This window comes from Pseudomonas marginalis, assembly GCF_008692035.1.
Lineage (GTDB): Bacteria > Pseudomonadota > Gammaproteobacteria > Pseudomonadales > Pseudomonadaceae > Aquipseudomonas > Aquipseudomonas marginalis.
On the sequence record NZ_VTFG01000002.1, the window covers coordinates 1,351,427 to 1,366,793 of the forward strand.

13 protein-coding genes are annotated in these 15,367 nt (G+C 61.5%); 6 read left to right on the forward strand and 7 right to left on the reverse strand.

Going from position 1 to position 15,367, the window contains the following annotated elements:
• Position 1: 1 nt before the first annotated feature.
• From FX984_RS26465 to mreB, 6 genes are all read right to left on the reverse strand, one after another.
• On the reverse strand, positions 2–3,817 hold the full coding sequence (locus tag FX984_RS26465; RefSeq protein ID WP_146476051.1) for a YhdP family protein: 3,816 nt from the start codon (positions 3,815–3,817) through the stop codon (positions 2–4).
• 76 nt (positions 3,818–3,893) lie between these two features.
• Positions 3,894–5,351: a ribonuclease G gene (gene rng, locus FX984_RS26470; protein WP_010213134.1), complete on the reverse strand. Its 1,458-nt coding sequence runs from the start codon at positions 5,349–5,351 to the stop codon at positions 3,894–3,896.
• Positions 5,352–5,422: 71 nt separating this feature from the next.
• On the reverse strand, positions 5,423–6,019 hold the full coding sequence (locus tag FX984_RS26475) for a Maf family protein (RefSeq protein ID WP_027604825.1): 597 nt from the start codon (positions 6,017–6,019) through the stop codon (positions 5,423–5,425).
• Between the two features lie 51 nt (positions 6,020–6,070).
• Positions 6,071–6,559 (reverse strand): rod shape-determining protein MreD, encoded by a 489-nt coding sequence (mreD, locus tag FX984_RS26480; RefSeq protein WP_027604826.1) that lies wholly within the window; start codon positions 6,557–6,559, stop codon positions 6,071–6,073.
• The gene (mreC, locus tag FX984_RS26485; RefSeq protein WP_081744405.1) at positions 6,559–7,680 is read right to left on the reverse strand and encodes a rod shape-determining protein MreC; all 1,122 of its coding nucleotides are present in this window, start codon (positions 7,678–7,680) and stop codon (positions 6,559–6,561) included. The genes mreD and mreC overlap by 1 nt, the downstream gene beginning before the upstream one ends.
• 138 nt (positions 7,681–7,818) lie before the next feature.
• Positions 7,819–8,856 carry a rod shape-determining protein MreB gene (mreB, locus tag FX984_RS26490; RefSeq protein ID WP_002555108.1) on the reverse strand — a complete coding sequence of 346 codons (1,038 nt, stop codon included), beginning with the start codon at positions 8,854–8,856 and terminating at the stop codon, positions 7,819–7,821.
• Positions 8,857–9,066: 210 nt separating this feature from the next.
• Between mreB and gatC the strand changes: the two genes are divergently transcribed.
• The 6 genes from gatC to FX984_RS26520 all read left to right on the forward strand — a co-directional run bounded on the left by gatC (position 9,067) and on the right by FX984_RS26520 (position 14,292).
• Entirely contained in the window at positions 9,067–9,354 is a 288-nt protein-coding gene (gatC, locus tag FX984_RS26495; protein WP_003171764.1) for an Asp-tRNA(Asn)/Glu-tRNA(Gln) amidotransferase subunit GatC, read from the forward strand.
• Positions 9,355–9,370: 16 nt separating this feature from the next.
• Entirely contained in the window at positions 9,371–10,822 is a 1,452-nt protein-coding gene (gatA, locus tag FX984_RS26500; RefSeq protein WP_027604828.1) for an Asp-tRNA(Asn)/Glu-tRNA(Gln) amidotransferase subunit GatA, read from the forward strand.
• A gap of 10 nt (positions 10,823–10,832) precedes the next feature.
• Positions 10,833–12,278, forward strand: coding sequence for an Asp-tRNA(Asn)/Glu-tRNA(Gln) amidotransferase subunit GatB (gene gatB, locus FX984_RS26505; protein WP_108573889.1), 1,446 nt, complete (start codon positions 10,833–10,835; stop codon positions 12,276–12,278).
• Between the two features lie 160 nt (positions 12,279–12,438).
• The gene (locus tag FX984_RS26510) at positions 12,439–12,810 is read left to right on the forward strand and encodes a septal ring lytic transglycosylase RlpA family protein (RefSeq protein WP_027604830.1); all 372 of its coding nucleotides are present in this window, start codon (positions 12,439–12,441) and stop codon (positions 12,808–12,810) included.
• 58 nt (positions 12,811–12,868) lie between these two features.
• Entirely contained in the window at positions 12,869–13,915 is a 1,047-nt protein-coding gene (locus tag FX984_RS26515) for a calcium/sodium antiporter (RefSeq protein ID WP_108573888.1), read from the forward strand.
• On the forward strand, positions 13,912–14,292 hold the full coding sequence (locus FX984_RS26520) for a carboxymuconolactone decarboxylase family protein (RefSeq protein WP_065924306.1): 381 nt from the start codon (positions 13,912–13,914) through the stop codon (positions 14,290–14,292). The genes FX984_RS26515 and FX984_RS26520 overlap by 4 nt, the downstream gene beginning before the upstream one ends.
• Here the strand turns inward: FX984_RS26520 and FX984_RS26525 are convergent.
• Entirely contained in the window at positions 14,289–15,230 is a 942-nt protein-coding gene (locus FX984_RS26525) for an AEC family transporter (RefSeq protein WP_027604833.1), read from the reverse strand. The genes FX984_RS26520 and FX984_RS26525 overlap by 4 nt on opposite strands.
• Between the last annotated feature and the right edge of the window lie 137 nt (positions 15,231–15,367).

Here is a 15,367-nt window from a genome sequence, read left to right on the forward strand (position 1 = left end):
CTCAGTTTGGTTTTTCAAAGGGCTTGTCGAAGGTGATTTTTGGATCCTTCCATGGGCCTTCCACCTTGTATTGCACGCTGGCGAAACGCGAAACACGGTCACCGATCAGCTTGTCGATCAGGAACAGTGCGCCACCAATCGCCGGCGCGCCCACGATCAGCGCGGCAATCGGCAGGTTGTTGGTCACCGGCAACGTCACCAGCAACTTCGCATCGACACGGTCAGCCACCAGGTCCAGGGTGCCATTGAGCTCCAGGTTGCTCGACGGGCCGGTCATGGTGATCGGCTCGCGCGTCACGAACACGCCATTGCTGGCGACCAATTGGCCCTTGACCCGGTCATAACTCAAGCCCTTGCCCAGCAGGTCGGAGAAGTCCAGGCGCAGGCGGCGCCCGATGGAGTTGAAGTTGAGCAGACCGAACACCCGCAGCGCCTGGGCACCACCTTCCACCTCGACAAACTGACCTTTACGGAACGTCGCATCCAGGCTGCCGGAGAACCGTTTAGGCCCGACCCAGGCCGGCGAACCCGGCCACCGCCCATCTACATCCAGGTGGAAGTCCTCGCTGGTGACCGTGGGCGCATAGCCCCAGCCTTTGAGTACGTCGGCGATGTTCTTGCCGTCCAGGCGCCCCTTGTACCAACTGCTGCTGTCACCCGGGACACCTTCCCATCCGCCGGCGCCCTTGAGTTGCATGCCCTTGAGGCCCAGGTCCAGCGTATTGAAAGCCAGGCCTTTGGCCGTTGGCCGGATCTTGAGTGACCAGGCGCCAATCAGGTCCGGCCCCTGGAACAGCTGGTCAATGGCGATATCCAACGCCGGAATATCCTTGGGATCGATACTGGCCAACGGGTCCGGTGCGTTTTCATCAGCCTGTACCGTCGGGTCCACCGCCGGCAGCTTCACGTATTGCAGGTTGACCGCAATCGGCGCGCCCTTGGCATCCGGCAGGTTCACGGCGCCCTTGGCTTGCTGGCTGTCAAAGCGTAAACCCCAGGCAGCGGGCTTGCGATCCAGCTGCAGGTTGACCTGATCGAACTGGGTACCCAGGCCGGTGAGCTTGCCAATCTTGAATTCGGCACCGCTGAGCAACTGCTTGGCACTGCCACCTGGGTCATTGCCAGCATACTGGTTCACCAGTTTTTTCCACGGGTCGATATCCAGCTCCGAGAGCACGCCACGGATGCGCAAACCCTTGGCGCCTGGCAGCACGGCATCACCATCACCGAGGAACAACTCGCCACGGCCGTCATTGAGTTTGTCCGGCGGCGCGGCAAAGGTGAAGTTGGCCAACTCACCGTAATCAAACCAGTAGCGGCGCTCAGCCCCCTGCAAGGTCATGCGGAATACGCTGTCACGTCCCTGGCTGGCCGGCATGCCGAACGGCGCCGGCAAGTCCACCACAACACCCTTGAGGTTGGAGCTGACCATCAGTTGGCTGTCGGCACCGTCCAGGTTGAGCTGCAATTGATACGAAATATCGCCGGACACCGGCAACGGCTGACTGACTTTCAACCAATCCGTCAGACGCTTGACCGTCACCTGCCCCTTGGCAGCGACACGGGTGCTGATATTACCCGGCTTGCCATCGGCAAAGATCTGCGCGGTGATCGGCCGGTCAAATGCCTGGGCGGTAATCTTTTCGCCGCTCAAGCCCTTGGCGCTGTCGAAGCGGAAATTGCCCTTGAGCTGCGTCAGGTCCAGAGGCGGTTCCGCCAATTGCAGGCGTGCCTTGTCAGTCTGGAAATCCACCACGATCCTGGGCTCGATGCCCTTGACCAGCGGAACATCCAGATCCAGCATGCCTTGCAGGTCTCCTTCGCCTTTCCAGCCGGCGAAGGTGGAGGCCGTGCCGATTGGCGCTTCCTGGAGGATCTTCAGCCCATCACCCAGGCCACCGGCAAAACCACCGGTAAGCAGCAGATGGCTTTCCTTGCCGGACGGCGCGTGGGGAATATTGACGTAGACGTCCTTGACCTTGGTGTCGAGCAACTGCCCCTTGCTGGCCAGGATGCGTACGCCCGTCTCTTCGACAAACACTTCGCCATTGACCTTGTTCACATGGGGCCAACCCGGCTGGAACGCCAGTTCGGCGTCATGCACCTTGAAGAACAGGCTGATATTGCGCGCGGCGGGCAACGCATCGTGGTTCAGCGAGCCTTGGTACTGGAAGAACCCCTGGTCCACCGCGCCCTTGAGAATCGCCGTGCGCAGCCACTCATCCAACGCGGGACTCAACACGGCCGGCAGGTATTTAGGGGTAAAGCGTCCATCGCCATCGACCATACCGACCCGCAGGTCCATATAGTCTTCCTGGCTGTGGTCGAAATGCAGGCGAATCAGGAAATCGGCAGCGATCTTGCCCTCTTCCCCCAGCACCTTGATATACGGGGCGATCAGGGTGAAGCCTTGTTTATCCAGCTTCCACGTCAGGCGTGCATTGGCCTGGAGGTACTGCCAGGGCTTGGCGAAGATCGGATCGAGGTGCAGGGAAAAATCCTTGCTGTCCATGCGCAACTCGCCCTGGCCCAGGTCGCCGCTGATGCTGCCGGAAACGTTGCGTGCGGCCGGCGCACCGAAGTAGGCGTCAAACCCGACCCGTTCCAGGTTGGCGGCAAAGCTGACTTTTTGATCGGTGGTGTCTTGAGGACGGAAATCCACCAGTACATTGCGCAGCAGACCGGTGGCCTTCAGGTGCTCGACGGTCTTGGCGACGCCTTCCGGCAGCGGCGCCAGGGCGTTGAGCAACGGTGTGATGGGGGTCAGGTCGAGGCGGTCAGCCTGCAGCTTCCAGGCTTCCAGGGCCGTATCGGTCGCCAGGGTCTGCTGCAATTGCAGGCGCGATTCCCATCGGGTCTCGCCCAGGTTCATCGCCAGGGAATCGAACAACACCTTCAAGCCCGTATCGCTGCGTTGCAGATAGGCCGTAAGTGCAAGGTTTTCGATATGCACCGGCTTGCGCTCGGCGTAGCTGCCCTTCACCTGCGGCGAGTTGAGGCGCACGACCGCACTTTGCACCGTGCCTTTACCCCAGTTCAGCCAGAACTCACCGCCGGCCTTGAACTGCGTGAGTTTCCACTGCTGGGTCAGCCTGGCGGGGATCCACTTGGCCCAGTCGCTTTGGGGCAGACTCAGGTAGGCCTCGACTTCAGCATCCTTCCACTGGCTCGCGCGAATGCGGCTGCGCAGGCTCAGGGCAAGGGGCTGGCCGTCGGGCAAGGTCAGGCGGGCGTCCAGGCGCTGGCGGGTGACGCCCGTGTGCAGGCTCAAGCCCACATAGGTCAGGGTCAGCGGCGCCTGGTCGAACGGTTGCAGGGTGACCTGGCTGTCGAGCAGCGATACGCGCTTGACCATCTGCATGCGCTTGAGCAATTGCTCCGGGTCCAGCGGCTGGTCGTCCTGTATCGGCAAGCCTTGCAGCGCCCAATGGCCGTCCTTGTCTTCCTTGGCGCTCAGTTGCAGGCCACTGACTTCCAGGTGCGCAATACGCACTTCGCGCGCCATCAGGCTGGCCCACATGTCCGGCACCACTTCGACCTGATCCAGGCGCAAGGCACTGCTGCCCTCGCCGACCATTACGTCGTGGGCCAGCAACACGGGCGCAAAACCGCTCCAGCGGCCTTCAAGGCTGCCGATGTGCACAGGCATGTCCACCGCAGCCTGGGCCTTGGCTTCGATTTCCGCGCGGTATTCGGCCACCAACGGGGTCAATTCACGCCCCAGGCTCACGTACACCGCCGCCAACACCAGCAGCAAGGCGCACAGCCCAAGGCCCCAACGGGTCAAAGCGGCAAAAAAGCGTGTCAGACGCTCCATGTCAGGCGACCCTCAAGGCAGTAGTCGGACTGCAGATCAAAGTCTGCGAGTCGCGTAAAAAGAAAGCGAATGGGGATCAGAGCAGCACCACGTCATATTGTTCCTGGGAATACATGGTTTCGACCTGGAAGCGAATCGTACGCCCGATAAACCCCTCCAGCTCAGCCACGTTACCGGACTCTTCATCCAGCAGGCGGTCGACCACTTTCTGGTTGGCAAGCACTCTATAACCTTCGGCCTGGTAGGCCCGTGCCTCTCGGAGGATTTCCCGGAAAATCTCGTAGCAAACCGTTTCCGGAGTCTTCAACTTACCGCGGCCCTGGCAACTGCTGCAGGGCTCGCACAGCACCTGCTCCAGGCTCTCGCGGGTGCGCTTGCGGGTCATCTGCACCAGGCCCAGCTCGGTGATGCCGATGATATTGGTCTTGGCGTGATCGCGCTCCAGCTGTTTTTCGAGCGTGCGCAGCACCTGGCGCTGGTGCTCTTCATCTTCCATGTCGATGAAGTCGATGATAATGATGCCGCCCAGGTTACGCAGGCGCAGTTGACGAGCAATCGCCGTGGCCGCTTCGAGATTGGTCTTGAAGATGGTCTCTTCAAGGTTGCGATGACCTACGAACGCGCCGGTGTTGACGTCGATGGTGGTCATCGCTTCCGCCGGGTCCACCACCAGGTAGCCACCGGACTTGAGCGGCACCTTGCGCTCCAGGGCTTTCTGGATTTCGTCCTCGACGCCATACAGGTCGAAGATCGGCCGTTCGCCAGGGTAATGCTCCAGGCGATCGGCAATTTCCGGCATCAGCTCGGCAACAAATTGCGTGGTGCGCTGGAAGGTTTCCCGCGAGTCGATGCGAATTTTCTCGATCTTGGGGCTGACCAGGTCGCGCAAGGTACGCAGGGCCAGGCCCAGGTCTTCGTAGATCACACTCGGCGCGCCGATGGTCTTGATCTGTGCGCCGATCTGGTCCCACAGGCGCCGCAGGTAGCGAATGTCCATGAGGATTTCGTCGGCACCTGCGCCCTCGGCGGCGGTGCGCAGGATAAAACCGCCCGCTTCCTTGATACCTTCGGCGGCCACGCAGTCGCTGACCACCTTTTTCAGGCGCTCGCGCTCGGCTTCGTCTTCAATCTTCAGGGAAATGCCGACATGGGCGGTGCGCGGCATGTAAACCAGGTAGCGCGACGGAATCGACAGTTGAGTGGTCAGGCGTGCGCCCTTGGAGCCGATGGGGTCCTTGGTGACTTGCACCACCAGGCTCTGCCCTTCGTGCACCAAGGCGCTGATGCTTTCCACCGCCGGCCCTTCGCGCAGGGAGATCTCCGAGGCATGGATAAATGCCGCCCGGTCCAGGCCGATATCGACAAATGCCGCCTGCATCCCCGGCAACACCCGCACCACCTTGCCCTTGTAGATATTGCCGACGATCCCGCGTTTCTGGGTGCGCTCGACATGCACTTCTTGCAGAACACCGTTCTCTACCACCGCCACGCGCGATTCCATCGGCGTGATATTGATCAGAATCTCTTCACTCATGGCTGGGTCTCGTTCAGGCGTTTTCACAATAGTGACCGATCGCTGTAAGGCTGGGCGCTGGAGTAACGCGTTCAGCGCGCGGTAAGGTTTTGCCAACAGGGTATGCCGAATTGTGCAAGCAGTTGCGCGGTTTCGCACACCGGCAGACCTACCACCGCGGAATAGCTGCCATTGAGCCCGGCCACAAACACCGAGCCAAGCCCTTGGATAGCATAGCCGCCCGCCTTGTCCTGGGGTTCGCCGCTGTGCCAGTAGCTTGTAGCCTCCTCGACAGAAATCCCACGGAAAAGTACACGACTGCTTACACATCGGGTTTCACAGCGCTGGCCGTCAGTCAGGGCAATCGCAGTCAGAACTTCATGTTCACGCCCCGCCAGTGCCATCAACATCGCCAACGCATCGGCTTGGTCTACGGGCTTGCCGAGGATCTTGCCGTCCACGATCACTGCGGTATCGGCGCCCAGGACGCAGGCGGCCGAGCGTTGCCCGAGCGCAGCAAAACCCGCTGCGGCCTTACCGCGAGCGAGACGCTCGACGTAGGAAACAGGGGTTTCGTTTGTAAGAGGGGTTTCATCAATGGCGGCGCTGACCACGGTGAAAGGCACACCGATCTGGGTCAGCAGTTCACGCCGCCTCGGGGAGCCCGAGGCCAGATATAGCGAATTCATTGCAGACTCTCCCTGTGGGGTTCGATAACCAGGCAGAGCCTCGCAATCCATTCAATTGATTTTATAGCGACGACGTAACCCACGCAGGCCGAAGCTGATCCACGGCCACAGCAGCGCACTGACCAGGGCCGGCAACACCAGCGCCAGGGTTGGCTGGCGGTTGCCGGTCAGGGCACTGAGCCACAACTGTACCAACTGCGCCAGGCCGAAGATCACCAGGATCACCAGGCATTGCTGCCACATCGGGAACATGCGCAGGCGCTGCTGCAACGACAGCACCAGGAAGGTAATCAGGGTCAGGATCAACGCGTTCTGGCCCAGCAAGGTGCCATACAGCACATCTTCCGCCAAGCCCAGGAACATCGCCGTCACCATGCCCACTTTATGGGGCAGGTTCAGCGACCAGAATGCCAGCAGCAATGCCAGCCACAGCGGACGCAGGATCTCCATGAACTGCGGCAGCGGCGAAACGCTGAGCAGCAAGCCGATAGCGAATGTCAGCCAGACGATCCAGCCATTGCTCGAATGAGTACCGGCCATTATTCCTCCCTCTGCCGTGTGGTGGCCGGGGCTGCGGCTGGAGGCTTCGCAGCGGGCGTCGTAGTGGCAGGCGTGGTGGCCGGCGGTTTCGCTGCAGTCGGTTTCACCGGGTGCACGCTATGGGCCGCAGGCTTGACCGGTGTGGCCACAGGCGCAGTAGCTGCCGGAGTTGCCGCCGGTACAACGGGGGGAGTCGACTGAGGCTTGGGCACGGTCGCAGGAATGATCGGCGCAGTGCCGTTCTTCTTGTCTTCCGCTTCCTGGGCCTGGGCGGCGTCGTTGGCGCGTTCTTCCGGAGTACGGTTGTCGCTGAACACCAGCAACAGGTAGCGGCTGCGGTTCAGGGCGGCAGTGGGTACGGCACGCACAATGGCGAAGGGCTGGCCGGAATCGTGGATCACTTCCTTGACCGTTGCCACCGGATAGCCTGCCGGGAACCGCTGGCCCAGGCCGGAGCTGACCAACAGGTCGCCTTCCTTGATGTCGGCCGTGTCCGCCACATGACGCAATTCCAGGCGCTCAGGGTTACCGGTCCCGCTGGCAATCGCGCGCAAGCCGTTACGGTTGACCTGCACCGGAATGCTGTGGGTGGTGTCCGTCAGCAGCAGGACCCGCGAGGTGTAGGGCATCAGCTCGACTACCTGCCCCATCAGTCCCCGAGCATCCAGTACCGGCTGACCAAGCACCACACCGTCGCGCTCACCCTTGTTGATAATGATGCGATGGGTAAAGGGGTTGGGGTCCATGCCGATCAACTCGGCCACTTCGACCTTTTCGTTGACCAACGCAGAAGAGTTAAGCAACTCGCGCAGCCGAACGTTCTGCTCGGTGAGGGCCGCCAACTTTTGCATGCGCCCCTGCAACAGCAGGTTTTCGGTCTTGAGTTTTTCGTTCTCGGCAACCAGTTCGGTACGGCTGCCAAATTGGCTGGCCACGCCCTGGTAGAGACGTTGCGGCAGGTCGGTGATCCAGTAGGTCTGCATCAACACCAGCGACATTTGGCTACGCACCGGCTTGAGCAGCGCAAAGCGGGCATCGACCACCATCAATGCGACCGAAAGCACGACCAGCACCAATAAGCGCACGCCCAATGAGGGGCCTTTGGCGAAAAGCGGTTTAATAGGCCGCTCCTCCCAGGCAAATGTTCTCTTTATTCATACGGCATCTAACCGGCCTGGATGCAGATTGAAGAAGATAAACGCCAACAGGCAGCACTGCAAAGTGCTGCCTGCGGGCGAAGCATGGTGCAACCAACGATCTTATTCGCTGGAGAGCAGGTCCATGGTGTGTTTATCCATCATTTCCAGTGCACGACCACCGCCACGGGCAACGCAGGTCAGCGGGTCTTCGGCGACGATCACCGGCAGGCCGGTTTCCTGGGCCAGCAGCTTGTCGAGGTCGCGCAACAGGGCGCCACCACCGGTCAGCACCAGGCCTCGCTCGGCGATGTCGGAAGCCAGCTCCGGCGGCGATTGCTCCAGGGCGCTCTTCACAGCCTGAACGATGGTGGCCAGGGACTCTTGCAGAGCTTCCAGCACTTCATTGGAGTTCAGGGTGAAGGCACGTGGAACGCCTTCGGCCAGGTTGCGACCGCGAACATCGACTTCGCGAACTTCGCCGCCCGGGTAAGCGGTACCGATTTCCTGCTTGATGCGCTCGGCGGTGGATTCGCCGATCAGGCTGCCGTAGTTGCGACGTACATAAGTGATGATCGCTTCGTCGAAACGGTCGCCGCCTACCCGTACGGATTCGGCATACACCACACCGTTCAGGGAGATCAGGGCGATTTCAGTGGTACCACCACCGATATCCACCACCATCGAACCGCGCGCTTCTTCAACCGGCAGGCCGGCACCGATCGCAGCAGCCATCGGCTCTTCGATCAGGAACACTTCACGGGCACCGGCGCCAAGGGCCGATTCACGGATGGCACGACGCTCCACCTGGGTGGATTTGCACGGAACGCAGATCAGCACACGAGGGCTGGGCTGCAGGAAGCTGTTTTCGTGAACCTTGTTGATGAAGTACTGCAGCATCTTTTCGCAGACGCTGAAGTCGGCGATCACGCCGTCTTTCATCGGACGAATGGCAGCAATATTGCCTGGTGTTCGGCCGAGCATGCGCTTGGCCTCGGTGCCGACGGCAACGACACTTTTCTGATTACCATGGGTCCGAATGGCCACAACCGATGGCTCATTCAGAACGATACCGCGCTCGCGCACGTAAATAAGGGTGTTGGCAGTGCCCAGGTCAATGGAAAGATCGCTGGAAAACATGCCACGCAGTTTCTTGAACATGGGGAAAGGACCCTAGGCAACGCGTGGGTAAAAAAGTGCGGCAAACTCTAACAACGACAGGGATTTTGGGCAAGGCGCCAATGTGCTAAATTGGCCGACTTTCTGTGCACCAACCCCCACAATCGCGGCCGTAAGACCGTAGAAATGCGGTAGTGTTCCGACAATCTAACACACGGACAGCCTCCGTTCTGTTTTCCACTGGAGATTCCCATGGCGCTTGAACGCTCCGACGTGGAAAAAATCGCTCATCTGGCCTCGCTTGGCCTGAATGAAGCCGATCTTCCACAGACCACCGCAGCCCTGAATAGCATTCTCGGGCTGGTTGACCAAATGCAGGCCGTGAATACCGACGGCATCGAGCCCCTGGCTCACCCGCTGGAAGCCAGCCAGCGCCTGCGCGCAGACGTCGTGACCGAGCGCAATAATCGCGAGGCCTACCAGTCCATCGCGCCAGCGGTCGAAAACGGCCTGTACCTGGTTCCGAAAGTCATCGACTAAAGGGAAAGAGCCTTTCATGCATCACATGACTCTGGCCGAGATCGCCCGCGGTCTCGCCGACAAAAAGTTTTCTTCCGAAGAGCTGACCAAGACCCTGCTTGCGCGCATCGCCGAGCTGGACCCCAAGGTCAACAGCTTCATCAGCCTCACCGAAGAGCTGGCCCTGAGCCAGGCCAAGGCCGCGGATGTACGCCGCGCCAACGGTGAAACCGGCGCCCTGCTGGGCGCACCGATCGCCCACAAGGACCTGTTCTGCACCCAAGGCATTCGCACCAGCTGCGGCTCGAAGATGCTCGACAACTTCAAGGCGCCCTACGACGCCACCGTGGTCGCCAAGCTGGCCGCTGCCGGAGCCGTGACCCTGGGCAAGACCAACATGGACGAATTCGCCATGGGGTCGGCCAACGAGTCGAGCTACTACGGCGCGGTGAAGAACCCATGGAACCTGGAACACGTGCCCGGCGGTTCGTCCGGTGGTTCGGCTGCGGCCGTTGCCGCGCGCTTCCTGCCAGCCGCCACGGCCACCGACACCGGCGGCTCGATCCGCCAGCCGGCGGCCTTCACCAACCTCACCGGCCTGAAGCCTACCTACGGTCGCGTTTCCCGCTGGGGCATGATCGCCTACGCCTCCAGCCTCGATCAGGGCGGCCCACTGGCCCGCACGGCCGAAGACTGCGCGATTTTGTTACAAGGCATGGCAGGCTTCGACGCCCAGGACTCCACCAGCATCGATGAACCGGTGCCGGACTACAGCGCCAGCCTCAATACTTCGCTCAAGGGCCTGCGCATCGGCGTGCCGAAGGAATACTTCAGCGCCGGCCTCGACCCGCGCATCGCCGAACTGGTACACAACAGCGTCAAGACGCTGGAAAAGCTCGGCGCCGTGATCAAGGAAATCAGCCTGCCAAACAACCAGCATGCGATTCCTGCCTACTACGTGATCGCGCCGGCAGAAGCCTCTTCCAACCTGTCGCGTTTCGACGGCGTGCGCTTCGGCTATCGCTGCGAAAACCCGAAGGACCTGACCGACCTGTACAAACGCTCCCGTGGCGAAGGCTTCGGCGCCGAAGTGCAACGCCGGATCATGGTCGGTGCCTACGCGCTGTCCGCCGGCTATTACGACGCGTACTACCTCAAGGCGCAAAAGATCCGACGCCTGATCAAGAACGACTTCATGGCTGCCTTTGAAGAAGTCGACGTGATCCTCGGCCCAACCACGCCGAACCCGGCCTGGAAGATCGGTGCCAAGACCGGCGACCCGATTGCCGAGTACCTGGAAGACCTCTACACCATCACCGCCAACCTCGCGGGCCTGCCGGGCTTGTCCATGCCCGCCGGTTTCGTCGATGGCCTGCCGGTGGGCGTGCAATTGCTCGCCCCGTATTTCCAGGAAGGCCGCCTGCTCAATGTGGCGCACCAGTACCAGTTGAACACCGACTGGCACACTCGCACCCCTACCGGCTTCTGAGGAGAACACTATGCAATGGGAAGTTGTGATCGGGCTGGAGATTCATACCCAGCTCGCCACCCAATCGAAGATTTTCTCCGGTAGCGCCACCACGTTCGGCTCCGAGCCCAACACCCAGGCCAGCCTGGTAGACCTGGGCATGCCTGGCGTACTGCCGGTGCTGAACCAGGAAGCCGTGCGCATGGCGGTGATGTTCGGCCTGGCGATTGACGCCGAGATCGGCCAGCACAACGTGTTCGCGCGCAAGAACTACTTCTACCCGGACCTGCCCAAGGGCTACCAGATCAGCCAGATGGAATTGCCGATCGTCGGCAAGGGCTACCTGGACATCCCGCTGGAAGACGGCACCATCAAGCGTGTCGGCGTCACCCGTGCGCACCTGGAAGAAGACGCCGGCAAGAGCCTTCACGAAGAGTTCAACGGTGCCACTGGTATCGACCTGAACCGTGCCGGCACGCCGCTGCTGGAGATCGTGTCCGAGCCGGACATGCGCAGCGCCAAGGAAGCCGTGGCCTACGTCAAGACCATCCACGCGCTGGTGCGTTACCTGGGCATCTGTGACGGCAACATGGCCGAAGGCTCGCTGCGTTGCGACTGCAACGTGTCGGTGCGGCCAAAAGGCCAGGCCGAGTACGGCACTCGCTGCGAGATCAAGAACGTCAACTCGTTCCGCTTTATCGAGAAAGCGATCAACACCGAAGTGCGGCGCCAGATCGAATTGATCGAGGACGGCGGCAAGGTGATCCAGCAAACGCGCCTGTACGACCCGAACAAAGACGAAACCCGCGCCATGCGCAGCAAAGAGGAAGCCAACGACTACCGTTACTTCCCCGATCCGGACCTGTTGCCGGTGGTGCTTGAGGACTCGTTCCTCAATGAGATCCGCGCCACCCTGCCGGAATTGCCGCCGCAAAAACGCGAGCGCTTCCAGGCGCAGTTCGGCCTGTCGGTCTACGATGCCAGCGTACTGGCTTCGAGCCGTGAGCAAGCCGACTACTTCGAAAAGGTCGTGAGCATTGCCGGTGACGCCAAGCTGGCAGCCAACTGGGTGATGGTCGAGCTGGGCAGCCTGTTGAACAAACAGGGCCTGGAGATCGACGAAGCGCCGGTGTCGGCCGAGCAATTGGGCGGCATGCTGCTGCGCATCAAGGACAACACCATCTCCGGCAAAATCGCCAAGACCGTGTTCGAAGCCATGGCCAGCGGTGAAGGCAGCGCCGACGAGATCATCGAGAAACGCGGCCTCAAGCAAGTCACCGACAGCGGCGCCATCTCGGCCGTGCTGGATGAAATGCTGGCGGCCAACGCCGAGCAGGTCGAACAGTACCGTGCGGCAGACGAAGCCAAGCGCGGCAAGATGTTCGGCTTCTTTGTCGGCCAGGCGATGAAAGCCTCCAAAGGCAAGGCCAACCCGCAACAGGTGAACGAACTGCTGAAAAGCAAGCTCGAAGGCTGATTGCGATGAATGGTCCGGGCGAGACTTCATGCCTGACTCGGACCTCCTGTGGGAGGGGGCTTGCCCCCGATAGCAGAGTGTCAGTCACTGCTGTTTTGACTGAATCACCGCTATCGGGGGCAAGCCCCCTCCCACATTTGTGATGGGGGGCACCTTGATAATGAAGCGTCTATTAGGTCTATGGGCTCTATTCTCACTGCTGGCCGGCTGCGCCAGCGGCCTCATCGACCCCAACGGCTACGACGAAACCGGCACCGCCTCTTATTACGGCGCCAGGCACCATGGCAAGAAAACCGCCAGCGGTGAACCCTTCAACCAGAACGCCCTGACCGCCGCCCACCGGCGACTGCCCTTCGGCACCCAGGTCAAGGTCACCAATCTCGACAACGACAAATCCGTCGTGGTCCGCATCAACGATCGCGGCCCGCATACCCGTGGGCGCTTGATCGATCTATCACGCAAGGCGGCCGAGCAACTGGGCATGCTGAGCAGCGGCACTGCGCGGGTTCGCGTGCAAGCCTTGAGCAATTGAAGACGGAGCCCTGGCCATTTTCGGATTAACCGCCCTCTCGCCCTGGAGCCTGCTCGAACTGGTCAGCGGCCTGGTGCTGCTGATCCTCGGCGCCGAAATCCTGGTGCGCGCCGCCGTGCGCCTGGCCGCCAGCCTCAAGGTGCGGCCGCTGATCATCGGCCTTACGATCGTCGCCTTCGGCAGCAGCGCGCCGCAGATGACCGTCAGCCTGCAGGCCACCCTGGCCGGCAATACCGACATTGCCGTGGGCAGCGTGATCGGCAGCAGCATCTTCAACATTCTCGTGACCCTGGGCCTGTCGGCGCTGATCATCCCCCTGCGCGTCTCGCGGCAGCTGGTGCGCCTGGATATTCCGGTGATGATCCTCGCCGGGCTGCTGGTGTTTACCCTGGCGGCCAATGAAGAACTGACGCCGGTCGATGGCCTGCTGCTGCTGATTGCCCTGCTGGCCTACCTCGGCGTGCTGCATTACCAGACCCGCCATTCGCGCCGCCCGCGCACCCTGGATACCGTCGCCCGGGCGCCCTGGCTGAGCAGTGTGCTGCAGATGCTGGGCGGGCTGTTGATCCTGGTGCTGGCCGGGCACTTGCTGCTCGGCGCGGCGGTGGATGTGGCGGCGGACCTGGGCCTGTCGGAGCGCATCATCGGCCTTACGCTGATCGGCGTCGGCACGTCGCTGCCCTGCCTGGCCACCTCACTGATTGCCGCCCTGCGCGGCCAGCGGGAAATTGCCGTGGGCAACGTGATCGGCAGCAACCTGTTCAACCTGCTGGGCGTATTGGGGCTGACCGCGCTGCTCGCGCCTTCGCCGCTGTCGGTGTCGCCCAACGCCCTGGACTTCGACCTGCCGGTGATGCTCGGCGTGGTGGTGCTGTGCCTGCCGGTGTTTTATACCGGCTACCGCGTCACCCGCGCCGAAGGCCTGGTGCTGCTGGGCCTGTACCTGGCGTATGGGCTGCACGTGATGTCGTTCACCACCGGCATGCCCCTGGCCAACAAGCTTGAACAACTGATGCTGTATTACGTCCTGCCAGCGCTGGTGGCTTTCCTGTTGTTCAGCACGCTGCGAGCCTGGCGCCGCCAACACAAGAGGGAATCGCAATGACCGATCAGAAAAAGCCCGGGGTTGAAATGCGTCGCCAGGTGATGGGCGATGTGTTCGTCGATCGTGCCCTGGGCAACGCCACCGAATTCACCCAGCCGCTGCAGGACTTCGTCAACGAACATGCCTGGGGCAGCGTGTGGACCCGCGAAGGTTTGCCGCTGAAGACGCGCAGCCTGATTACCCTGGCCGCCCTCACCGCGCTCAAGTGCCCGCAGGAGCTCAAGGGCCACGTGCGCGGCGCGTTGAACAACGGCTGTACTGTGGAGGAAATTCGCGAAGCGCTGCTGCATTGCGCGGTGTATGCCGGCGTACCGGCGGCGATTGATGCGTTTCGGGCGGCGCAGGAAGTCATCGACACCTATCAGAAAGAAGGCTAGATCCAGCCCCCCGCCTGCAACACGAAAATCCCGATGTTCGTGGTCACTGCCGCCATCAGCGTGGTGATCACGATAATCGCCGCCGCCAGTTCATGATTGCCCTCGGCCGCCCTGGCCATCACGAAGCTCGCCGCAGCGGTCGGCGCACCGAAGTACAGGAACAGGATTCCCAACTCCGGCCCGCGAAAGCCCAACAGCCAAGCGCCCAGGGTCGCGACCACCGGCAGCCAGACCATCTTCATCAAGCTCGCGCTCAGCGCCATATTGCCGCTCTTGCGCAACGCCGCCAGGGACAAGGTGCCGCCAATGCAGATCAATGCCAGCGGCAAGGTGGTGTCCGCCAGGTACTGCATGGATTTTTCCAGCCAGCCCGGCAGGCCAATCTGAAAATACGCGAACGGCGCCGCCACGATGACGCTGATGATCAGCGGATTGGCCACCACACTTTTGCAGATGCTCCACGGGTCGGACTTGATCACCGGGCTGTACACCGCCAGCACAATGGTCGACAGCGTGTTGTAGAACAGGATCACCAGCGCCGCGAGGATCGCGCCGAGGGAAATGCCGTAGTCGCCATACATGCTGGCCGCCAGGGCCAGGCCGATCACCCCGTTGTTGCCGCGAAACGCGCCCTGGGTGTAGATGCCCCGGTCTTCACGCTTGCAGCGAAAAATCGCCCAGCCCCAGGCCAGGGCAAAGCTCAGCAGCGTGGCCACGGCAAAATAGATCAGCAACCCCGGCTTGAGCGCCGAGTGCAGGTCGGCGTGGAGGATGCCGAGGAACAGCAGCGCCGGCATGGTGACGTTGAACACCAGGGACGAAGCCGTGTGGATAAAGTTGTCGTTGATCCAGTTGATGCGCTTGAGCAGCACACCCAGGAACAGCATGGCGAATACCGGCGCAGTGATGGTGAGGGTGGTGAGGAAAATTGCCAGCATGCCGGGGAGAACCTTGGTGAGCGTCGTCAGGTGGCTAATGATAAGCCATACAGCCCAACGGCGCCTGATAGACCGCTATCGGGAGCAAGCCCCCTCCCACACTTGAAAGTATTCACAATTCAAACTGTGGGAGGGGC